Genomic DNA, 22,893 nt, shown 5'->3' with positions numbered 1-22,893 from the left:
ATATGAAATTTGAAAATGTTGTCAGTTATGTTGCAGCAAAATATATTACACAGGCTAATTTTAAAGATTTACAAAATCTACATAAACCTGACTACTGTAATAAGTTAGTAATACTTACTTCAAAAGTTATAAAACATTATTTAAATGACATGGAGATTGAATATTTAGACCAGAGAACAAAACAAGGAGTAGAAGTTAATAAAATGGCAAAAGGAAATGTTTTATATTTAGATAAGTTTATCCTTGTTTAGGATGTTTAAAATCTTTCTTCTTCCCGTGTGCCAATAAGTCAATCTTTGTTGGCTGATGTATGTTATTATTGTTTTCAGCAACAACTTGTTCCGATTGTACACCAGAAACAGTTAAGACAGCAATAGCAACTAAAGCAAGAGTAATTTTTAAGGTTTTCATAAGTATCAATTTAGGGTTCATTAAATAGTCAATATTAAAATTGCGTAACGATTTTCGTTACAACGAGGGAGGGTATGGATTATTAACTATCTTAGGGATTAACCTAAAATTGTACTAAAATAAAACGAGGGACGTTTTAGCAGACTACACGAGTCTTTAAGTAAAATGGATTAAAATTTCCTTGATAAGCGATTTGAGGACTTAAGAAGGACTACGAATATACTTGTAAACTGAACAAATCAAAAAAATATATCGATGAAATGCTATTTTTTACCGTTAAAATGCAATTTTTAGTCTATTGAGATTCAAAATTCAATGCTTTTGTTGAAATAAAAAACCCAACTAAAACAAAAAAGCATCCCGATTTTCTGCAAAGAAAAAAGGAAAGCCTTTCATTGGTAAACATCTAAGGTTACTTAGATCTCTACTACGTCTCAGACTAAAGTCTGAGCACAACACAACGCGTTTATATCAAAAAAGCTCTAATTACTTAGAGCCCTTAAGCAATTTTTAGCGGTCTGGACGGGACTCGAACCCGCGACCCCCTGCGTGACAGGCAGATATTCTAACCAGCTGAACTACCAGACCGTTGCGTAATTGCGAGGGCAAATATACATTGCATTTTTAATTCCGCAAACAAAAAATAAAAAAATATTAGCAGCTCTAAACAAATTTTTGACGCTCTATCATATAAGTGGTTAAAATATTATTAAAACCACGTTGAATATCGGCTTCCACATATTTTATTCTGTATTGCCCACATCTCAATCTCAAATTAGTAAAATAATGGTTAACAGCCGTTTCGTAATTTTCTTTGATATTGTCTGGATATAAATTAATATAATCTCCTGTTTCAATATCTATAAAGCGTTTAGGCTTGTTATCAAAATCAAAACTTAGTTCTTTAGCCTTGTCAAATACATGAAACAAAATAACTTCATGTTTGTTATGCTTTAAATGACGTAATGCTTCAAAGAGTTTTTCATCCTCCTCAGACGTCTGGAACATGTCAGTAAACACAAAAATTAATGATCGCCTATGGATCTTCTCTGCAATTTGATGTAGATATTTATAAGTCTCTGTTGTTTTAGAATTGGGTTTGATAGTTACAGCGCTACTCAAGGTATTTAATAACATCTGATGGTGACGCTCACTACCCTTTTCAGGTGCATAATAATCATAGTGTTCACCGTAAATACTTAAGCCTACTGCATCTCGCTGTTTTTTGAGGATATGCATTATTGAGGCGCAAGCTAAAACTGAAAAGCCAACTTTATTAATAGTATTAAGAGATGTATTTGCTGACTCTGGATAATGCATTGAGCTACTATTATCTAAAATTAGATGGCACCTCAGATTGGTTTCTTCGTCATACCTTTTTGTATATAGGCGATCTGTCTTGGCATACAATTTCCAATCAATATGTTTTGTACTTTCACCTTGATTATAAATCTTATGCTCTGCAAATTCTGCAGAAAATCCGTGAAACGGACTTTTATGCATTCCTGCGATAAAACCTTCCACTACTTGTTTCGCCAACAGCTCAAGATTCTTGAAACCTCCTGCTTTATTCAGTTCTAATTGTAAGTCCATGAGTACCGAAACTAAAAAAGGTTTGCCGTTTAGACAAACCTTTTATCAATTCTTTTAGAGTCTTCTATTATAAGAGCGCGTCAATTGCATCAGCATATGCATTTTTTGGCGCAACACCAACTTGACGACCTACAACTTCACCATTTTGAAACACTAATACTGTAGGTATGTTTCTAACACCATATTTGGCAGCAAATTCTTGATTAGCGTCAACATCTACTTTACCAACTACAGCTTTCCCTTCATACTCGGTACTAATTTCGTCAATGATCGGCCCTACCATTCGGCATGGGCCACACCAAGCCGCCCAAAAGTCAACCATTACAGGCTTATCACTTTTTAATACCGTTTCTTCAAAAGTTGCATCTGTTATTTCTAATGCCATATTATTAAATGTTTAATATATTCTACTTCAGTTACACAAAATTAGTCAAAAAAAGTGCCAAACCTTACAAATCCGGTATTTGATTTGACTATGCCATCATTGGTTTGCGTTATTATATTAACGTTTTTATCATAAAATTATGTAATGAATTTCTTGCAGGTCGTTCATCCTAGTCCAAAACAAAAATTGAAATACTGACATTTAATTCTGGAAAATAAATAACCGATGCCCCCAAAACGTTCAATGTCCATATCCTTTAATATCACGCACATCAATAGATGATATTCATAGATAATAATCACCCTCCATTTTTTGATTTGATTTTATGGGTGTATAAAGAAAATCTAAAGTGCTTTTTGTCTCAAATAGTTTCCCTGCGAAAAGCTTCTGACAAAAAATAACCAAGACTCTACTCGTTGTTGCAATACCAACTCTACCATGCAAATCAAAAGAATGGTCAATACTACAACTATCAAAGCTTTCCGAAGTCCAATATTATCCTACCAAAGAAAGGATGTTGTCAGCCTTCTTTTCTAATGTTGAAAACCAAGTATGATTTAAACCCAATCTTGCCGCACTCACATAGGCTTTTGTATTACTTACAATTAATACAGATTGATCATTCTTTAAATCTAAACCATTATTATCTAAATGTACAGCAACACCACTCCAAGAAATTTTCATATTTGGCGCCCCTGCATGAACCTTTATACCAATAGCATCTTCATTTTCTGCATAAATAGAATCTAGTATAGTTGAAAGCTCTCAGTCTTAGTTGCTGATGTATTGATGGCGTTATTTTGCCTATAATTATAAACAGCTGAATAATCAGAATCAATAACAACTGTACCCTATTTATAACCTAGTTTAACTTGTACATTACATCAAGTGCTTTTAAAGCATACAACAACTCTTGCGAAATTTTAACTTTTTGACTACGGCTAGGCATGTTTAATTTCAACTTTTCTTCATTGTCATAAATGACAAAATTAAGTTTGTGGCTACCTTGATGTAATCTGAACATATCTTCTAATTCAGAAATTGTATTTTTTTCCAGATCACTTATGTTTAATTGAATGGATAATTTCTTAGCATAGGCATCCATCACATCATGAAGAAGCTGGAAATTATTAAATTGAATTCTAGGCTCTCCTTTTTGACCTGTATCTCTATTTGTCCATCCTTCTTTTATAAAAGCACGCACATACACAAATGAATTTTGAACTAAGAAATGTCTAAACTTCAAATAATCTTCACCAAAGATTCTAAACTCATAACTGTCTGAGTAGTCTTCTATCGTAAACGCCGCCCAACCTTTGCCTTGTTTACTAACTCTATGTTGAATATCAGTTACTACTCCGCCGAAGGTTATTTCTCTGTTTACAATAGCTTGTAAGTCGTTAAAAGCAGCGATAGTTCCATTGCAAAAGGTTTTCATTTCTATCTTAAAATCATCTAGTGGATGTCCCGAAATATAGATACCAACAACCTCTTTCTCCCGAGATAATTTTTCCATCGTTCCCCAATCTTCACATGGTGGGACTTGTGGCTCAGCAATTTGCACTTCACTAGAATCCCCAAACAAGCTCACTTGAGCAGAATTTTCATTTTCCTGGTGTCTGGCACCATACTTCATAGCCTTTTCCAAAAAGGTAATGCCATCACCATCATGAGCAAAATACTGCGCACGATGTGTATCCGTAAAACAGTCAAAACCCCCTGCATTAGCAAGTCCTTCGAATGATTTTTTGTTTGCGGCTCTTAAATCCACTCGTTTGGCCAAATCAAAAATAGATTTATAATTCCCATCTTCTTTTCTATTTGCAACAATGGTTTTTACAGCACCATGACCAACACCTTTTATCGCACCCATTCCAAATCGTACAGCATTGTCTTTATTTACGGAGAATTTATAATAGCTTTCATTGACATCTGGTCCAAGAACTGGTAATCGCATACGTTTACATTCTTCCATGAAGAAAGTTACCGACTTAATATCATTCATATTGTTTGAAAGCACAGCCGCCATGTATTCGGCAGGATAATGAGCTTTTAAATAAGCGGTTTGATAAGCAATCCAGGCATAGCAGGTTGAATGGGATTTATTAAATGCATAACTCGCAAAGGCCTCCCAATCTTTCCAGATTTTTTCAAGCTTTTCCTTATCCATACCCTTGGCAGCTGCTTGTTCAATGAACTTGGGTTTCATTTTATCCAGAACAGCTTTTTGCTTCTTACCCATGGCCTTTCTAAGCACATCGGCTTCGCCTTTAGTAAAGTCTGCGAGTTTTTGAGATAAAAGCATTACCTGCTCTTGGTAAACTGTAATACCATAAGTTTCTTTAAGGTATTCTTCCATTTCAGGCAAGTCGTAAATTATCTCTTCTTTACCATGCTTTCTATTGATAAAACTGGGTATATACTCCATTGGCCCTGGTCGGTAGAGCGCATTCATTGCAATAAGATCATCAAAAACGGTTGGCTTTAGATGCTTCATATGCTTTTGCATTCCAGGAGATTCATATTGAAAGATACCCACTGTTTCGCCTCTTTGAAATAAAGCATAGGTTGCTTCATCATCTAATGGAAAATTCTCAGGATCGAGTTCTATACCGTGCTTGGCCTTAACAATCTTAACCGTATCCTTAATTAAGGTTAAGGTTTTTAAACCTAAGAAATCCATTTTAAGCAGACCTGCACTTTCTACAACTGAGTTATCAAATTGCGTAACATAAAGATCTGAATCCTTAGCCGTAGCCACAGGAACATAATTGGTAATGTCGCCTGGAGTAATAATTACACCACAGGCATGAATCCCAGTATTTCGTACTGAACCTTCTAAAACTCGTGCTTGATTGACTGTCTCAGCTTGCAAATCTTCACCTTCTGAAATATTGAGCAATTGGTTTACCTTATCCAACTCTTCAGATCTGAATTTACCCGCTAATTCTTTTTCACTTTTACCAAATATCTTGCCTAGCTTAGACATGTTTGGTATTAATTTGGCAATATGATCCGCTTCATTTAAAGGTAAGTCTAAGACACGTGCTGTATCTCTAATCGAAGATTTAGCAGCCATGGTGCCATAAGTTATAATTTGGGCTACCTGATTAGCGCCATACTTATCAATGACATATTGCATAACCCTTCCGCGGCCTTCATCATCAAAATCAATATCAATATCTGGCATACTCACACGATCAGGATTAAGGAAGCGCTCAAAAAGTAAATCGTACTTAATCGGATCTATATTAGTTATCCAAAGACAATACGCAACTACAGAGCCTGCCGCAGAACCACGCCCAGGACCTACGGAAACATCCATATTACGAGCTTCTCTAATAAAGTCTTCAACAATTAAGAAATACCCAGGATAACCTGTATTTTCAATAACACTTAATTCAAAATCAAGACGCTCTTTAATTTCAGATGTAATCTCACCATATCGTTTTTGGGCACCTTCATAAGTCAAATGTTTTAAATAGGCATTTTCACCTCTTTTACCACGATCCTCTTCATCTTTTTCATCCTTAAATTCATTTGGAATATCAAAGGCTGGTAACAATACATCACGTGCTAATTCAAAGGGTTCAATTTTATTGACCACCTCTTCAATATTGACAACAGCCTCGGGCACGTCCCTGAACAAGGCTTTCATTTCTTCTGAAGACTTAAAATAATATTCTTGGTTAGGCAGACCATAACGGTAACCTCTTCCTCTTCCTATTGGCGTGGCTTGTTTTTCTCCATCTTTAACACAAAGTAAAATGTCATGTGCATTGGCGTTTTCTTGCTCAATGTAGTAGGTGTTGTTTGTAGCAATTAGCTTTACATCATGCTTTTTAGCAAATTGAATCAATACTTGATTTACACGATTTTCATCTTCTTGATTATGACGCATTAATTCTATGTACAAATCTTCACCAAAAGTGTTTTTCCACCATAATAAGGCTTCTTCAGCCTGATTCTCACCAACATTTAAAACCTTACTAGGCACCTCACCATATAAGTTACCTGTTAGACAAATTAAATTGTCTTTGTATTGCTCGATTAAAGCCCTATCAATTCTTGGCACATAGTAAAACCCATCTGTAAATGCTGCTGAAGATAATTTTGCTAGGTTGTGATAACCTCTTTTGTTCTTTGCTAAAAGTACTATTTGATAGCCATTGTCTTTACGCGTCTTATCAGTATGATTTTCACAAACAAAAAATTCGCATCCTATAATAGGTTTAATAATTTGCCCTGTCTTTTCTTGCCCATTTTCTTCAGCTTCTTTATGCTGCGCTTTTACTTCCCTATTATGATTGGAAACAGCCTGCACAAAGTGAAAAGCGCCCATCATATTTCCGTGATCAGTTAATGCAACTGCAGGCATATTTTCATTGGCTGCTGCATTTACCAAATCCTTAATACTTATTGTGGATTGCAAAATTGAAAACTGAGAATGATTATGCAAATGCACAAAATCCACCTCGTTCAATTTAGATACAATTGCTTTATCTACTTGTATAGATAAGACATCTGATTGTTCCTTTTGAAGTCTTGCATTAATCTTAGCACTTTCACGCTTTAAATTGACATGTTTTAATCCTATGAGTTGAACAACATTGGGATTTGATTGCGAGAAATTTTCAAAATAATCTGGCTGAACATCTAATTCCTCTTTTGTAAACTCTCTTCTTCGAATTAATTCTAAAAAACATCGTGTTGTTGCTTCGACATCTGCTGTTGCATTATGAGCTTCGGCAAATGGTTGATTAAAAAGAAATTCATGCAACTCTGTTAATGTTGGCAATTTAAATTTCCCTCCGCGACCACCTGGTATCTTACACAAACTAGCCGTGTGCTCTGTACAGGTATCCAAAACAGGCAATTCTTGTAATTGGTTGGCCACATCACCTCGTACAAACTCTGCACCCATAACATTAACATCAAAGCCAACATTTTGTCCTACTATAAATTTTGTTTTGGATAAGACCTCATTAAACCTCTTTAAGACCTCATCCAGAGAGACTCCTTGTTCTTGAGCTAATTCCGTAGAAATACCATGTATTTTCTCAGCATCATAAGGGATATTGAATCCTTCAGGTGTGATTAAGTAATCTTCATGCTCCAAACAATTACCCAGCTTATCATGAAGTTGCCAAGCAATTTGAATAGCTCTCGGCCAATTATCAGTATCTGTTATTGGGGCATCCCAACGCTTTGGTAATCCTGTAGTTTCGGTATCAAAAATTAAGTACATAAAGTTCCTTTGCAGTAAAATATAGGAGCTCTAAAATTAAGAAATAATGCTACTTTATTGAACTAAAGTTATAAACAGTTGTAAACAAAAAACACCTCTTAATTTAAGAGGTGTTTTTTGTTTTATTGTTATGTTTTAGGCTTGCAGATAATCTGGCGTCCCATCCATATCTGAATCTACAGCATCAACTGGATTGCCATCTGCATTTGGATCAGCATTTTCATTAATAGTGAGTATGGAGTCACCATCATCGTCATCGTCTAAATAATCATCAACACCATTACCATCTGTATCACCGGATTCAAAGTTGGTTAGTATACCATCACCATCATCATCGTTATCTAAATAATCAACATCACCATCACCATCTGTATCCATTGGATTACCGTCCATATCAACCGCCTCATCTGCAGTCAAAACTCCATCCCCATCATCATCATTATCAAGATAATTTGGGGTGCCATCTCCATCAATATCGTCGTTAGTTAAATCACCATCGCCATTAAAATCTTCAAACGCATTTGGCACACCATCACCATCGTCGTCGTTACAATCTACACTGTCAATCTCAGCTTGAATTGACCCATCAGCATCTCCACAAAATTGAATCTGTTCCTGTAAATAGAGGATATATTGAGTACATTTCTCATTAAAATTACCAATAGTAGCAGCATTATACTGCATTTCAGCTTCCGCTCTATTATTTGTAGCCTGCGTACAACTAATTTCACAAGAACCCAGAGCATCTATTATTTCCTGAACATTACCATCTAAATCACCACAATAATTTTGCTGTCTAATCAAAGCCTGTCTGTAAGCATTACAAGCAAGTTCAAAATCGGCACTATTTACAAATTCTAAGCTACTATCAAATGTAGCCTCATAAGCCAAAAGTGCTGTGTCTGCATCCATTTCGGCATCTGGACAAGTAATTGGGTTTGCTGGAATAGATCCAGATATTAGAGGTACTCTATAAAAAATGCCATTAGTATATCCAACAGAATTTAATCCTGAAGCATCAAACGCTAAGAACTTAAACGTTCCTGTAAAAAGCCCTCTTGTATAATCAATCTCTTCTATTACAATTTCACCTAATTCTGGATAAATTGAAACACTCGGATCTGGTCTATTATTAGTTGAGAATCGAGTGCCAAATCCATCAAGATATTCTGCTTCCATAGCATTAACGTTACCTACAACGAAAGTGGATTCTGTTACTGACGGAATTCTTAAATTAACTGTTTCAACATTATTGGTTCCAGTTATAAGTAAAAACCCATTCGCATCTATAGTGGCAGAAAAGGCTTTGGCCCTCCACAATTCATTGGCTCGATCTCCTTGAAATGCTGGTGTGTTAAATTGAACTTCATCTCCACAACTTATAAGCATAAGAAATGTGAGAGATAAAAGGATTAGTTTTTTCATGGCAATAAGACTAATTTAGCTTCGCTTTGTTTATAAACGCAACAAGAATCTCAAAAGTATAATAATTTTTAATACTTCGACCATCTAAAAATCTTCTTTTGGTTAAAGTGATCTTGTTGTTAGTTAAAACGATGAAAAGGCTTTTTAATTAAAAAAATATACTATATTTGCGCCCTCATTAATAACAGAGGTCGAGAACCTCATTAATTAATTATTATGCCTGTAAAAATTAGATTACAAAGACACGGTAAAAAAGGAAAGCCTTATTACTGGATCGTAGCAGCGGATTCTCGCGCTAAAAGAGATGGTAAATACCTAGAGAAATTAGGTGCTTACAACCCTAACACTAACCCTGCAACCATAGACCTAAATATTGATGGTGCCGTTAAATGGTTACAAAATGGTGCTCAACCAACAGATACTGCAAAAGCAATTTTATCTTACAAAGGAGCATTATTGAAAAAGCATTTAGCTGGTGGTGTGAAAAAAGGTGCTTTAACAGAAGAGCAAGCAGAAGCAAAATTTAATGCTTGGTTAGAAGAAAAAGCAGCCAAAATTCAAGCAAAGGCGGATGGTATATCAAAAGTTTCTGCTGATGCTAAAGCGAAAGCTTTAGAAGCTGAAAAAGCTGTAAACGAAGCAAGAATTGCGGCGGCCGAACCAGCTATTGAAGATGAAGTTGCAGAAGAGACAACGGCTTCTAGCGAAGAAGAATAAAAATGTATTTTTTTACTTTAAACCCAGACCATCGTGTCTGGGTTTTTTATTTTAATGCACTCTCATGAAAAAAGAAGACTGTTTTTATTTAGGAAAAATAATAAAGAAATACAGTTTCAAAGGTGAGCTTTTGGCCAAGCTCGACACAGATGAACCCGAACTTTATGACAATATTAATGCGGTTTTTATAGATCTAAGAGGAAATCTAGTTCCATTTTTTATTGAGTCTGCTCAACTACATAAATCAGATTTATTACGTCTTAAATTTGAAGACATTGATACAGAAAATGACGCCGACTCATTAATCAAATCAGATTTATATCTTCCATTAGAATTATTACCAAAATTAGAAGGAAATAAATTTTATTTCCATGAAGTTATTGGATTTACTATTGTTGATAAAAATTACGGTACTGTTGGGACACTCACCGCTATAAATGATTCTACTGCCCAAGCCCTATTTGAAATCGATCAAGACGGCAAGGAAATTCTAATTCCTATGAATGATGAATTTATTATTAAAGTGGATAGATCTCAAAAGATTATTGAAGTTCAAACTCCGGAGGGATTAATAGACCTATACTTGGACTAGATGAATAAGCATAAGCCCTTCCAATTTAAAGAATTCTCTGTTCATCAAGACCAATGTGCCATGAAAATTGGTACAGATAGCGTCTTACTTGGAGCATGGACGTCCATTGATAACCCATATACCATATTAGACATTGGTGCAGGAACAGGAGTATTAGCCTTAATGCTTGCGCAACGCTATAATGCGCAACGAATAGAAGCTATAGAAATTGATGAGAGTGCCTACGAACAATGTACTGAAAACTTTGAGAATTCTCCTTGGAATGATCGCCTATTCTGTTACCATGCCTCACTACTAGAATTTGTTGAAGAAGTGGATGAAGTATTTGACCTCATTATATGTAATCCACCTTTTTATTCTGAAAACTATAAATCAAATAATCACGCTAGAGATTTAGCACGATTTAATGATGCAATGCCCTTTAAACATCTTATTTACGCTGTAGTTAATTTACTAGAACCTAATGGCCTGTTCTCGGTAATTATTCCAAAAAAAGAAGAATTACACTTTATAGAATTAGCAGCACTAGGTGGTTTGTTTCCAAAACGTATTTTACATGTTAGAGGGCAGACTAATACCGAAGTTAAAAGAAGTCTCATAGAATTTACGTTTTGTTCATCTGAGACTAAAATCAATGAACTAACAATTGAGACTAAACGTCATCAATACACAAAAGCATATATCGATTTAACCAAAGATTTTTATCTGAAAATGTAATCATTGGTTGGGCAATGCAAACGTTTTCGTTACTTTTGACTTTTAATCTTTTTAGCTTTTAAGAATAAAATAACTATTTAGAAATAATCGAATAATTAAAGACTATTTATAATGAAACCAGATCTATTTGAAGCACCTGATTATTATAATATTGATGAATTACTAACTGAGGAACATAAATTAGTTCGTGATGCTGCTAGAGAGTGGGTAAAAAGAGAGGTCTCTCCAATTATTGAAGAAGCTGCTCAGAAAGCAGAATTTCCAGAATCTATTATTGGAGGATTAGCAGAGATTGGTGCCTTTGGCCCTTACATACCTGAAGAATATGGCGGAGCCGGCTTAGATCAAATTTCCTATGGATTAATCATGCAAGAAATAGAGCGTGGTGACTCTGGCGTTAGAAGTACAGCATCTGTTCAATCATCATTAGTGATGTATCCAATTTGGAAATATGGAAATGAAGAACAACGTCAAAAGTTTTTACCAAAATTAGCCTCTGGGGAATGGATGGGTTCATTTGGACTAACAGAACCAGATCACGGTAGCAATCCTGGAGGAATGACCACCAATTATAAGGATATGGGTGACCATTATCTTTTAAATGGTGCCAAAATGTGGATTAGTAACGCACCATTTTGCCAAGTTGCAGTGGTTTGGGCTAAAAATGAAGAGGGTCGTATTCACGGTCTTATTGTAGAGCGTGGCATGGAAGGTTTCTCAACACCAGAAACACATAACAAATGGTCTCTTAGAGCCTCAGCCACAGGTGAACTAATTTTTGATAATGTCAAGGTTCCAAAAGAAAATCTATTACCTAACAAATCTGGACTCGGCGCTCCCCTTGGTTGCCTAGATTCGGCGCGTTATGGCATTGCTTGGGGTGCTATTGGAGCTGCAATGGACTGCTATGACACTGCATTGAGATATAGCAAAGAGCGAATTCAATTTGGAAAGCCAATTGGTCAATATCAACTACAGCAAAAAAAATTAGCTGAAATGATTACCGAGATTACCAAAGCTCAAATGCTTACATGGAGACTTGGTGTCTTAAGAAACGAGGGTAAAGCAACATCTGCCCAAATTTCAATGGCAAAACGTAATAATGTTGAAATGGCCATTAACATAGCTAGAGAAGCAAGACAAATTCTCGGTGGAATGGGTATAACCGGGGAATATAGTATTATGCGTCACTCAATGAATCTTGAAAGTGTAATTACCTATGAAGGCACACATGATATCCACTTATTAATTACTGGATTAGATATTACTGGCCTAAACGCTTTTAAATAGAAATTCATTTACCGTTCCCATCAAAATGCTTCTTAACTGAGAAGCATTTTTTGTTTACATTTACTTCATGTCGTCAAAAACTAGATTAGATCGCGCTTACCGAAATGCCCATCGCATTGCGTTCGATGATAATTCGAAAATTATTTTATTTAGTGATTGTCATCGTGGTGATAATAGTTTTGCAGACGATTTTGCTAATAATCGAAATATCTATATTCATGCCCTAAAACACTATTATAACGAAGGTTTTAATTATTGTGAATTAGGAGATGGTGACGAACTCTGGGAGAATTTGTCTTTTGATGCTATTCTTGATGCACATAAAAATGTTTACCTCTTAATGAAGCAATTTCATGATGCAGGGCGACTTCACATGGTATGGGGAAATCATGATATGGTATATCGCAATCCTGACTATGTGGAAAAACACTTATCTACATATTTTGATCCTAAAATTGGTGAAGATGTAGAGTTATTCTGTGACCTAAAATATCACGAAGGTATTGTTTTAACGCACGCAACTTCAGGCCAAGAACTTTTTCTTTGTCATGGCCATCAGGCCGATTGGTGGAACTACCTTTTTTGGAAATGGAGCCGATTTTTAGTTAGGATTCTATGGAAACCCTTAAACGTAATGGGTATTGCAGATCCAACGAGTCCAGCTAAAAACTATAAAGAACTGATTAAAATTGAACGTAGAATTAAAAAGTGGATTGTCGACAACAATAATCTTATAACTATTGCAGGGCACACACATCGCCCAAGATTTCCTGAACCTAAAGACATCCCATTTTTTAATGATGGTAGCTGTGTACATCCAAGAAGTATTACGGGACTGGAAATTGAAAATGCCAGTATTTCTTTAATTAAGTGGGAAATTGCTACCACAGACGATGGCACATTAAGAATTGTAAGAGTCTTACTGGAGGGACCAACTCCGCTTATTGATTATAAGACTGAATAACCAAATTAAGATTCTGGAGCTAACTCTACCTCTAATCCTTCCATTTCTGGAGTCATTTGTATTTGGCAACCTAAACGTGAATTATCCTTAACATAAAATGCTTCAGAAAGCATAGCCTCTTCATCATCCTGCATTTCTGGAAGAGCTGTTTCACTAATTACATAACATTGGCATGATGCACACATAGCCATACCACCACAAACTCCGATAGTGCCCTCAGGGGCTAACTCAAAGGAGCGGACAATTTCCATAAGATTCATGGACATATCCGTCGGAGCCTCAACCTTATGAGTTACCCCGTTCCTATCAATAATGGTAATATTAATGTCTTGATTTTCCAATTATTCTATAGCTTTTACAACCGCTTTAGGGGCTTCTTTACGCGTACCATCAAAACCATCGACACCACTTACTGTTGTATACTTCAAAACATAACGTTTACCTGGATTTATGATTTGATATGCCGCTTGACACATTAAAGTGGCTTCGTGGAATCCACAAAGAATTAATTTAAGCTTACCTGGATAGGTATTACCATCACCAATTGCAAAAATACCTGGAATATTGGTTTGGTAATCTAGCGCATTGTTGACTTTTATAGCGTTCTTTTCGATTTCTAACCCCCAATTTGCTATAGGTCCTAGTTTTGGAGATAAACCGAATAGCGGTACAAAATGATCACATTCAATCTCAAATTCTTTTTCAATATGCTGCGCCTGTTTCACCACAACAGCACTAACCTTATCATCACCAACAATTCCAACAACCTCAGCTGGAGTCACAAGATTAATCTTTCCAGCACTCTTTAATTCCTGTACCTTTTCTACTGAGTCTAAATGTCCTCTAAACTCATTACGCCTGTGAATTAACGTCACTTCCGAGGCAACATCACTTAAGAAAATTGTCCAGTCTAAAGCCGAATCGCCTCCGCCAGCAATTACCACCTTTTTATTGCGGTAAATTTCAGGCTCCTTTATCATATACTCTACACCCTTATCTTCAAAATCAGTAATATTATGAATTAAAGGCTTTCTTGGCTCAAAACTTCCTAATCCACTGGCAATAGCAACAACCGGAGCATGATGTTTAGTTCCTTTATTGGTTGTAACAATAAAAGTTCCATCCTCTTGCTTATCAATGGTCTCAGCACGCTCACCAAGCGTAAAACCAGGCTCAAACTGTTGGCTCTGCTCTAAAAGCTTATCGGTTAAGTCACCTGCCAGAATCTCAGGATAAGCGGGAATATCGTATATAGGCTTTTTTGGATATATTTCAGAACACTGACCTCCTGGCTGTGGCAACGCATCTATAAGGTGGCATTTGAGCTTTAGTAAGCCAGCTTCAAAAACGGTAAATAATCCAGTAGGCCCAGCACCAATAATAAGAATATCTGTTTTAATCATGGAATAATAATTGGAAACAAAATTATTAATGAATAATGCATCAAAATGTGATAAAAATCACATTAGTTACTCAACATTAACAACACGTTCTATTTGAGGCGCATATTTTTTAATCGTCATTTCAACACCTGACTTTAAGGTCATTTGATTAACACTACAAGACGTGCATGCACCAACCAATTGCACTTTCACTAATTTATCATCGTCAATAGATAGCAAATTAATATCTCCTCCATCACTTTGTAAAAAAGGACGTATTTCGTCTAGTGCTTTTTCAACATTTAATTTAAGTTCTTCTGAGCTCATTTACTTTTTATTTACTGCAGAGCAACCTGCCATTGTTGTAATTTTTATTGCTTCCGTAGCTGGTAAATTTTCATTTCTATCTACCACCTGCTGGACAACGCTACGCGTTAATTCTTCAAAGGCCTCTTCAATAGCTGTCGCCGTTTGCAGAGCCGCTGGTCTACCAATGTCTCCTGCTTCTCTGATGCTTTGAACCAAAGGCACTTCACCCAAAAATGGCACCTCTAAGTCTTCAGCTAAATTCTTAGCTCCTTCTTTACCAAAGATGTAATATTTATTCTCAGGCAATTCTGCAGGTGTAAAATACGCCATATTCTCAATGATCCCTAATACAGGAACATTGATACTATCTTGCTGAAACATTGCCACACCTTTTTTAGCATCGGCTAAAGCTACATTTTGAGGTGTACTGACAACTACAGAACCTGTTATTGGTAAAGCCTGCATAATGCTCAAATGAATATCACCAGTTCCAGGTGGTAAATCTAATAGCAAAAAATCTAGTTCTCCCCAAGCCGCATCAAAAATCATTTGATTTAGTGCCTTAGAAGCCATAGGACCTCTCCAAATAACAGCTTGGTCTGGTCTTGTAAAAAATCCTATCGATAATACTTTAACACCATAGTTCTCAATTGGCTTCATTTTAGACTTTCCATCAACATTAACGGATAATGGACGTTCATTAGCAACATCGAACATTATTGGAATGGAAGGACCATATATATCAGCATCTAAGACACCTACCTTAAATCCCATTTTAGCTAAAGTAACTGCAAGATTTGCAGTTACCGTAGACTTACCAACACCACCTTTTCCTGAGGCTACTGCAACAATATTTTGAATTCCAGGAATAGGCTTTCCTTTGATTTCATTTTTAGGTTTTGCCACTGGAGCATCTACCTTAAGGTTGACTTTTATCTTAGCCTTTTCATAAACTTTTTTATGAATGGTTTGTAATATCTCAACTTCTGTTTTTTTCTTTGCTTGAAGACTTGGATTTTTAATTGTAATATCTACAATTACCTCATCTGCAAAAGTTACAACATTAGTTACCGCACCACTATCGACCATATTTTCTCCTTCTCCAGGAACAGTAATTGTTCTTAGTGCGTTTAATATATCTTGTTTATTTAGCTTCAATTCTTGTTTCAATTTTTTCTAAATGCAAAGATACTGCGAAAACTTTAGATTCTGAAGCCTTTAAATTGAATTGGATAATATATCGATTTGGATATTTTATGATGTTTCATCAAGTAACGCTTTTGATGGATCCCAAAAGACTTCTTTAAAGTTTTGAATTTGATTATCAATAACTTTTACTCCTTCATTCTCTAACAACTGCTGCATTAAATTGGTGCCTTCAAAATGATGTTTTCCTGTAAGTAAACCATTTCGATTTACCACACGATGTGCTGGTACATCTTTATTATGAGAACTATTCATCGCATAGCCTACAATCCTAGCACTACGAGAAGCACCTAGATACTTGGCAATAGCACCATAACTTGTAACACGACCATAAGGCACCAATCTCGCTACCTCGTAAACTTTTTCAAAAAAACCTAAAGGCTCTGGTTTCATTATAATTCTCGAAGAATATTTATAAAGGTAATAAGTGCTACTAAACCCGTAATAATACCTATACTATAATTCATACTTTTTTGGGAGGTGATCTTTTTATCTTTTATTTTTTCAAAAAAGAATATGTAGAAATAAAGCATTACAAAGGTTCCCATAGCCGCACCAGTTACATAGGTTATGATGCTTGTTCGCTCAAAATCCATCCATCCAAAAGAAGCAAGCGTAATAGTCATATATGCTTGGTAAGGAATAGGAAATACATTAAGTGCAGACAAAAACATACCGTGAAAAAAACGGCTTTTCTTGCTCATAACGTCATCTTCAACTTTTGCTTCATCTTGATTTCGAGCAATCACTAAAAAATATATGGTGATCAGTACAAAGATTACAAAGGCCACACGCTGAAGAATCTCAACAATATCAGGTCTATTAGATAAGTAACGTGCAAAAATTGCGGCAAGATATGTTTGTACAAAAACAACCAAGCAAACACCAGAAGAAAAGGTTATTCCTCGACCAGGCCCCTCCTTTAAACTAATCCTTGCTGCCGTCATATTTAACAAACCAGGCGGAATGACACCAACAAGCGCTACAAAAAGCCCGAGAAAGAAGACTACAGTAATACTCAAATTTTAGTTAGATTTTGAATCTAATATACGTAATTGCTTTGTCTTTCTCTAAATACTGATTTTCGTAAAATGTTTGAATCTCTGTAACTTCCTTAGGACTACCTTCTAACTTATAGACATTATGATTAGCGTAAAGCACTTCACAACCCAATCCATGAAGTAATCCTAGTGTATAGCCGTGCATAAACTCACTATCTGTTTTTAAATGTACGATCCCATCTGCTTTCAAAACCTTTTTATAGCGCTCCAAAAACTGCAGGTTAGTTAATCTATGCTTTGTTCTTTTGTATTTTATTTGTGGATCGGGAAAAGTAATCCAAATTTCGTCAACTTCATTCTGTTCAAACACATGTTCGATTAATTCAATTTGGGTTCTTATAAATGCCGCGTTTGAAATCTCTTGTTCAATAGCTGTTTTTGCACCGCGCCAAAACCGTGCTCCTTTAATATCTACCCCAACAAAGTTCTTATTTGGGAAGCGTTCGGCAAGGCCAACTGTATATTCTCCCTTACCACAACCTAATTCTAAAACCAACGGATTATCATTTTTAAAAACCTTATCTCGCCATTGTCCTTTAAGTCCAAATGCATCACCTACCAATTCTTCACGCTTTGGTTGAAATACGTTTGGAAAGGTTTCGTTTTCCTTAAATCGTTTTAGCTTATTTTTACTACCCACCTTTTACTACTAATTAATAATTCGGTAAAATTAAGGAAACATTTCAGGATTATCTTTGTTTAACAATATCAAAAACACCATATTTTTTTGATTTCCAAGAAACGCATTTTAGTTGCACCATTAAATTGGGGATTGGGTCATGCCACACGTTGCATTCCAATAATAGATGCTCTTATCTCTCATGATTTTGAACCTATAATTGCTAGTGACGGTAATGCATTAGAATTACTTAAAAAAGAATTTTCTAATCTTAGATTTCTTGAATTACCCTCTTACAATATTACCTACTCGAAAAAGGCAAATGGATTTAAATTAAAACTAATTAAAGATTCACCACACCTTTTAAAAACCATCAAAAAGGAGAAAAAGCTAATCAAGGCATTCATTACAACCGAAAAAATATCTGGTATAATTTCAGACAATCGCTTTGGTGTAAGACATAAATCGGTGCCTTCAGTATTTATAACACATCAGCTAAGAGTATTAAGTGGTAACACAACTTGGTTTAGTAGCAAATTACATCAAGAAATTATCAAAAAATTTGATGAATGTTGGGTTCCTGATTATAATGGACATCCAAATTTAAGTGGGGAGCTTGGACATATAAATGACACTATTAAATCATTAAAATATATTGGTCCATTAAGTCGATTTCAAAAACAAGATTTACCAATAAAATTCGATCTTTTAGTCATCCTTTCGGGTCCTGAACCTCAACGCACATTATTACAAGATAAATTGCTTAGAGATTTGTCTCTGTTTTCTGGTGAAGTTTGTTTTATAAAAGGAATTTTAGAGCGTGATCAGCTCATTTCTAAAGAAAAGAACCTCACTATTTATAATTTCATGACCAGTGGGCAATTAGAGGAAACAATTAATTCGAGCACACTAATATTAAGTCGGTCAGGTTATACCTCAATTATGGATTATGCTAAATTAGAAAAAAAAGCCTTTTTAATTCCAACACCTGGACAATTTGAGCAAGAGTATTTAGCCAAAAAGCTTAAATCTGAATGTATTGCACCATCAGCGAATCAAGATGAATTTAAAATAGGAATGTTAAATGATATTATGGCATATTCAGGATTTAAGAATCATCCCGTAGATACAAATTACCAAAGCCTATTCAGCCTTTTCCAAGGTAAATGAAAACTCACTTCCAACTTCCAATTCACTTTCTACATACATTTTTTCTTCGTGTGCCTCTATAATATGTTTTACTATGGACAACCCAAGACCAGAACCGCCTTCTTTACGTGAACCACTTTTATCGACCCTATAAAAACGTTCAAAAAGTCTTGGCAAATTCTCTTCAGAAATTCCTTCACCATTATCAGTAACTCTAATAATGACCTTATTTTTTATGAGGTTTTCAATACTGACCTCCGTAGTCCCTTTTTCTCTGCCGTATTTTATAGAATTCACCACCAAATTTGTTAGGACTTGTTGTATGCGCTCTTTATCCGCCAAAACCATTATTGGTTCATTGTAATCAATATCAAAGGTCAAAGTAATCTTCTTCTTGGCTGCCTTCATTTCAAAAAGATCAAAAACATTCCTAACCAGTTGAACAATGTCAAAATCCTCCTTGTTTAGCCTAAGATCTCCAACCTCAAATTTTGTTATCATATCTAAATCTTTCAAAATGTAGGTTAACCTTTCGACCCCCTTACTAGCGCGATTTAAATATTTCTTTTGTAATTTTTCGTCGGTAATATCGCCATCTAAGAGTGTATCTATGTAGCCTTGCACCGTAAACAAAGGTGTCTTCAATTCATGCGAGACATTTCCAATAAATTCCTTTCTATATTCCTCTCTCACTCTTAAAGTTTCAATTTCAACTTTTTTTTCCCTCGCATATTTATCAATTTCTCGAGTTAAGGTACCCATATCTGTTGTTATGGGTTGCTGTCTTAAATTTACTGATTCAAGCAAAGTAAGGTCATCGTATATTTTCTTAACACGTCTATATATGAAACGTTCTACTCTATATTGAACAATGACAAAACAAAGTGGAAAACAGATTAAAGGAAAAAAGATAATTTGCCAATTAAAAGAATGGTAGTAATACAAAAAAACACTCACTAGGAGTGTTGTGAAAACTGTTACATACAATGCTGTTCTAACAGCAAATTTATATGTTTTTTTGAGTGTATTTTTATTTTGCATTAGTCCACAAACTTGTAACCAACACCCTTAACAGTTTTAAACGACTTATCACCTATTTTTTCGCGTAGTTTCCTTATATGAACATCAATTGTTCTCCCTCCAACAACAACTTCGTTACCCCACACTTTATCCAGAATTTCTTCGCGCTTAAACACTTTACCAGGCTTAGTTGCTAACAAAGATAATAATTCAAACTCTTTCCTCGGTAAGATAATTTCTTCTCCTTTTTTAGTGATTTTATATTCTTCTCGGTTTATAACCAAATCACCAATTTTTATAGCTTCATTTGACGCTTCACTCTCGTTGAGTCTTCTTAAAAGTCCTTTAACTTTACTAACTAGAACTTTAGGTTTAATAGGTTTTGTAATATAGTCGTCAGCTCCTGCATCAAAACCTGCTACTTGAGAATAATCCTCTCCTCGCGCAGTGAGAAAGGTAATTATTGTATTGTTAAGTTTAGAATCTTGTCTAATACGTTCACAAGCCTCAATACCATCCATTTCGGGCATCATTACATCTAAAATAATAAGATGCGGCTTATGTTTTTTTGCCTTTTCAACAGCTTCTACACCATTTGCGCCAGTAATAATTTGATATCCTTCAGATGAAAGATTAAAACCTACAATCTCTAAAATATCTGGTTCATCATCGACCAACAATATTTTAATATCCTTTTTCTTCACTATTAAGTTATTTTTAAGCTACTGTAAATATAATTATATCTTCTTTAAGGGAATTAACAACTTCAAATTGATAACAATTCGCTAACATTAAAAGGCTAATTCATTGGAAACTAAAATTATCTGATAATGACAGTGTTATCTTATCGTAAAATCTAATTTAATCCTGAATCACATCCTTTAAACTCGTTAATTGTTAGTATATTTACTGCCTAATTATTATTAATAATCGATTATGAAAAAACTTTACTTTTTATTTTTTTGTTTTATGGGACTTGTTTCTTTTGGACAAGATCTTTTAATCACTGGGGTTATTGATGGACCTTTACCAGGAGGAAACCCTAAAGGTGTAGAATTATATGTGGTTAATAACATACCTGACTTAAGTATATACGGATTAGAAAGTACAACCAACGGTCAGGCCGCCGCTGGTGTTGAGTGGTCTTTCCCTGCAGATGCTGCAACAGCAGGCAGCTATATTTATGTTGGAAATACTGGATCAACTGCTGGTTTTCAGCAATATTTAGGAGTAACACCTAACTATGAAAATAGTGTTGCAAGTATAAACGGTAATGACACTGTTATTCTATATTTGAATGGGGCCGTTGAAGATTCGATTGGTGAAATTGGGGTAGATGGAACAGGAACAGAATGGGATCATTTAGATGGTTGGGCTTACCGAATTGATGGCAACGGTCCAAATGCAACCTTTGATGCTTCTGAGTGGACTTTTAGTGGAGCTGATGCTCTCGATGGCTGTGACCTTGGTGATGATACTGGAACAAACGCAGGATGCTCGTCCGTATTCCCAGTTGGTACGTATTCACCAGTGGCAAACACTAATCCTACTATTACCATTACTTCACCAAATGGTGGCCAAGCTTTGTCATCTGGTACTACAACAGTTGATATAGAATTTAGTATTCAAAATGCGCCTGGCGCAACTGTAAATATTTCTGTAGCAGTAAATGGCGAAGCCCCAATCAATAATATTGGTGTTACTAGTCCATTCGCAATAAATGGATTGGTAGATGGTGATAACGTTGCTGTAAGTGTAGACTTGGTTGATGGAGGTGTATTAGATTCTGACAATGCTAATTTCAGTATTGAATTCCCTTGTACATTCCAAATTGGTTCGATTACAGAGACTTGTGATAATATTACACCTGCGAGCAATGATACATATACGGCAACTCTAACGTATGTAGGTGGTGGTAATTCGGATTATACAATTGATACTGGTGGAATTGGAGTAATCGGCGGAGATGATCCAGATAGTATTACAAACGGCACTATTGTTATCTCAAATATTACTGAAGGCACTGATTTTACTGTAGCCATTGCAGGGGATCCAACAGATAGCAGTTGTAATTTCACTCTAAATATAAATAGTCCTGATTGTGATCCACAATTAACTCTACCGTTATTAGAATCATTTACTTATGCTGATGGAGCTTTAACAGCGAATCCTAACTGGTCAGATTACTCAGGAGTTGCATTACAAATGACAGTAACTTCTGGTGAAGTTTCTATATTACAAGATGGTTCCCTAAGCGAAGATGCAAGCATTGCATTCGCTGGAACAGGTGGAGAAAATATATTCTATTCAATTGATTTTAGGGTTCCAAATCCGGGAGGTCCAGTTTCTGGGGGAGATTATGAATACTTTGCATGCTTTAAAGATGACAGTTTTGGACTTAGAGCACGTATTGATATTATTGAAGGTACTGGCGGCGGTGACTTTACTGTAGGTTTAGCAACTTCTGGAAGCACAGCAGATGTAGCTTGGGGGAGCGATTTAAGTTTTGATACTACTTACCGTGCTACTGTTAGATATAACAAAGATACTAACGTTTCGGAACTATGGATTGATGCATCTGCTCAGACTGATACTTCCGTACTAGGATCTGATCAAGCCGACCCAGGCACGACAATTTCTGAATTTGCTTTAAGACAATCTAATTCTAGTACAGATGAAACAATTATTGTTGACAATCTCATTGTAGCCGCAACGTTTGACCAAACTTTATCTACAACAGATGTTGATCAAACAAATAACTTTAACTTATATCCAAATCCAACTAATACTGGGTCTGTAACAATT

The 22,893-nt window shown here is 35.5% G+C and carries 22 protein-coding genes, 1 tRNA gene and 1 pseudogene; 8 read left to right on the top strand and 16 right to left on the bottom strand.

Annotated features, from left to right (window positions below; genetic code table 11):
- The coding region (locus tag HRU49_RS10175; protein ID WP_296356777.1) for a hypothetical protein at positions 1 to 251 on the top strand (251 nt) is incomplete at its 5' end.
- Here the strand turns inward: HRU49_RS10175 and HRU49_RS10170 are convergent.
- From HRU49_RS10170 to HRU49_RS10140, 7 genes are all read right to left on the bottom strand, one after another.
- A complete protein-coding gene (locus tag HRU49_RS10170) occupies positions 238 to 411 on the bottom strand; it encodes a hypothetical protein (protein WP_296356775.1) in 174 nt (57 codons plus the stop codon). The two genes, HRU49_RS10175 and HRU49_RS10170, sit on opposite strands and share 14 nt — an antisense overlap.
- A 514-nt stretch (positions 412 to 925) precedes the next feature.
- Positions 926 to 999, bottom strand: a tRNA-Asp gene (locus tag HRU49_RS10165).
- Positions 1,000 to 1,074: 75 nt separating this feature from the next.
- Positions 1,075 to 2,004, bottom strand: coding sequence for a DUF58 domain-containing protein (locus HRU49_RS10160; RefSeq protein WP_296356773.1), 930 nt, complete (start codon positions 2,002 to 2,004; stop codon positions 1,075 to 1,077).
- Between the two features lie 67 nt (positions 2,005 to 2,071).
- Entirely contained in the window at positions 2,072 to 2,389 is a 318-nt protein-coding gene (gene trxA / locus HRU49_RS10155; RefSeq protein ID WP_296356771.1) for a thioredoxin, read from the bottom strand.
- A gap of 495 nt (positions 2,390 to 2,884) precedes the next feature.
- The gene (locus tag HRU49_RS10150; protein ID WP_296356769.1) at positions 2,885 to 3,073 is read right to left on the bottom strand and encodes a hypothetical protein; all 189 of its coding nucleotides are present in this window, start codon (positions 3,071 to 3,073) and stop codon (positions 2,885 to 2,887) included.
- Positions 3,074 to 3,251: 178 nt separating this feature from the next.
- A complete protein-coding gene (gene dnaE, locus HRU49_RS10145; protein WP_296356766.1) occupies positions 3,252 to 7,637 on the bottom strand; it encodes a DNA polymerase III subunit alpha in 4,386 nt (1,461 codons plus the stop codon).
- A gap of 135 nt (positions 7,638 to 7,772) precedes the next feature.
- Positions 7,773 to 9,062 (bottom strand): DUF6252 family protein, encoded by a 1,290-nt coding sequence (locus HRU49_RS10140; protein WP_296356764.1) that lies wholly within the window; start codon positions 9,060 to 9,062, stop codon positions 7,773 to 7,775.
- Between the two features lie 216 nt (positions 9,063 to 9,278).
- Between HRU49_RS10140 and HRU49_RS10135 the strand changes: the two genes are divergently transcribed.
- The 5 genes from HRU49_RS10135 to HRU49_RS10115 all read left to right on the top strand — a co-directional run bounded on the left by HRU49_RS10135 (position 9,279) and on the right by HRU49_RS10115 (position 13,342).
- Complete coding sequence (locus HRU49_RS10135; protein ID WP_296356763.1) at positions 9,279 to 9,779, top strand: 30S ribosomal protein S16; 501 nt, start codon at positions 9,279 to 9,281, stop codon at positions 9,777 to 9,779.
- Between the two features lie 64 nt (positions 9,780 to 9,843).
- A complete protein-coding gene (gene rimM / locus HRU49_RS10130) occupies positions 9,844 to 10,371 on the top strand; it encodes a ribosome maturation factor RimM (RefSeq protein WP_296356761.1) in 528 nt (175 codons plus the stop codon).
- Positions 10,372 to 11,088, top strand: coding sequence for a methyltransferase (locus HRU49_RS10125; RefSeq protein ID WP_296356759.1), 717 nt, complete (start codon positions 10,372 to 10,374; stop codon positions 11,086 to 11,088).
- Positions 11,089 to 11,199: 111 nt separating this feature from the next.
- Positions 11,200 to 12,378 (top strand): acyl-CoA dehydrogenase family protein, encoded by a 1,179-nt coding sequence (locus HRU49_RS10120; protein ID WP_296356757.1) that lies wholly within the window; start codon positions 11,200 to 11,202, stop codon positions 12,376 to 12,378.
- Between the two features lie 67 nt (positions 12,379 to 12,445).
- Complete coding sequence (locus tag HRU49_RS10115; protein WP_296356756.1) at positions 12,446 to 13,342, top strand: metallophosphoesterase family protein; 897 nt, start codon at positions 12,446 to 12,448, stop codon at positions 13,340 to 13,342.
- 5 nt (positions 13,343 to 13,347) lie between these two features.
- Here HRU49_RS10115 and HRU49_RS10110 read toward each other — a convergent pair whose 3' ends face one another.
- From HRU49_RS10110 to trmB, 7 genes are all read right to left on the bottom strand, one after another.
- Positions 13,348 to 13,683 (bottom strand): 2Fe-2S iron-sulfur cluster-binding protein, encoded by a 336-nt coding sequence (locus HRU49_RS10110; RefSeq protein WP_296356754.1) that lies wholly within the window; start codon positions 13,681 to 13,683, stop codon positions 13,348 to 13,350.
- A complete protein-coding gene (locus HRU49_RS10105; protein WP_296356753.1) occupies positions 13,684 to 14,745 on the bottom strand; it encodes an NAD(P)/FAD-dependent oxidoreductase in 1,062 nt (353 codons plus the stop codon).
- Positions 14,746 to 14,811: 66 nt separating this feature from the next.
- Entirely contained in the window at positions 14,812 to 15,051 is a 240-nt protein-coding gene (locus HRU49_RS10100; protein WP_296356751.1) for a NifU family protein, read from the bottom strand.
- The gene (locus HRU49_RS10095; protein ID WP_296356779.1) at positions 15,052 to 16,191 is read right to left on the bottom strand and encodes an Mrp/NBP35 family ATP-binding protein; all 1,140 of its coding nucleotides are present in this window, start codon (positions 16,189 to 16,191) and stop codon (positions 15,052 to 15,054) included.
- 96 nt (positions 16,192 to 16,287) lie between these two features.
- Positions 16,288 to 16,632 carry an MGMT family protein gene (locus tag HRU49_RS10090; protein WP_296356749.1) on the bottom strand — a complete coding sequence of 115 codons (345 nt, stop codon included), beginning with the start codon at positions 16,630 to 16,632 and terminating at the stop codon, positions 16,288 to 16,290.
- Positions 16,632 to 17,261 carry a LysE family transporter gene (locus tag HRU49_RS10085; RefSeq protein ID WP_296356747.1) on the bottom strand — a complete coding sequence of 210 codons (630 nt, stop codon included), beginning with the start codon at positions 17,259 to 17,261 and terminating at the stop codon, positions 16,632 to 16,634. The genes HRU49_RS10090 and HRU49_RS10085 overlap by 1 nt, the downstream gene beginning before the upstream one ends.
- Before the next feature lie 7 nt (positions 17,262 to 17,268).
- Entirely contained in the window at positions 17,269 to 17,940 is a 672-nt protein-coding gene (gene trmB, locus HRU49_RS10080) for a tRNA (guanosine(46)-N7)-methyltransferase TrmB (RefSeq protein WP_296356745.1), read from the bottom strand.
- A gap of 87 nt (positions 17,941 to 18,027) precedes the next feature.
- Here trmB and HRU49_RS10075 point away from each other — a divergent pair, with 87 nt between their 5' ends.
- Positions 18,028 to 19,089 carry a glycosyltransferase gene (locus tag HRU49_RS10075; RefSeq protein ID WP_296356743.1) on the top strand — a complete coding sequence of 354 codons (1,062 nt, stop codon included), beginning with the start codon at positions 18,028 to 18,030 and terminating at the stop codon, positions 19,087 to 19,089.
- Here the strand turns inward: HRU49_RS10075 and HRU49_RS10070 are convergent.
- Both HRU49_RS10070 and HRU49_RS10065 read right to left on the bottom strand, forming a co-directional pair.
- A complete protein-coding gene (locus tag HRU49_RS10070; protein WP_296356741.1) occupies positions 19,063 to 20,109 on the bottom strand; it encodes an ATP-binding protein in 1,047 nt (348 codons plus the stop codon). The two genes, HRU49_RS10075 and HRU49_RS10070, sit on opposite strands and share 27 nt — an antisense overlap.
- Positions 20,109 to 20,792: a response regulator transcription factor gene (locus tag HRU49_RS10065; RefSeq protein ID WP_296356739.1), complete on the bottom strand. Its 684-nt coding sequence runs from the start codon at positions 20,790 to 20,792 to the stop codon at positions 20,109 to 20,111. The genes HRU49_RS10070 and HRU49_RS10065 overlap by 1 nt, the downstream gene beginning before the upstream one ends.
- 232 nt (positions 20,793 to 21,024) lie before the next feature.
- Here HRU49_RS10065 and HRU49_RS10060 point away from each other — a divergent pair.
- Positions 21,025 to 22,893, top strand: a pseudogene (locus tag HRU49_RS10060) (hypothetical protein); the annotation flags it as partial.

The sequence above is a fragment of the Winogradskyella sp. genome, from assembly GCF_013213975.1.
Lineage (GTDB): Bacteria > Bacteroidota > Bacteroidia > Flavobacteriales > Flavobacteriaceae > Winogradskyella.
Note: the sequence above shows the minus strand (reverse complement) of the source record. Positions and strands in the feature narration are given on the sequence as shown.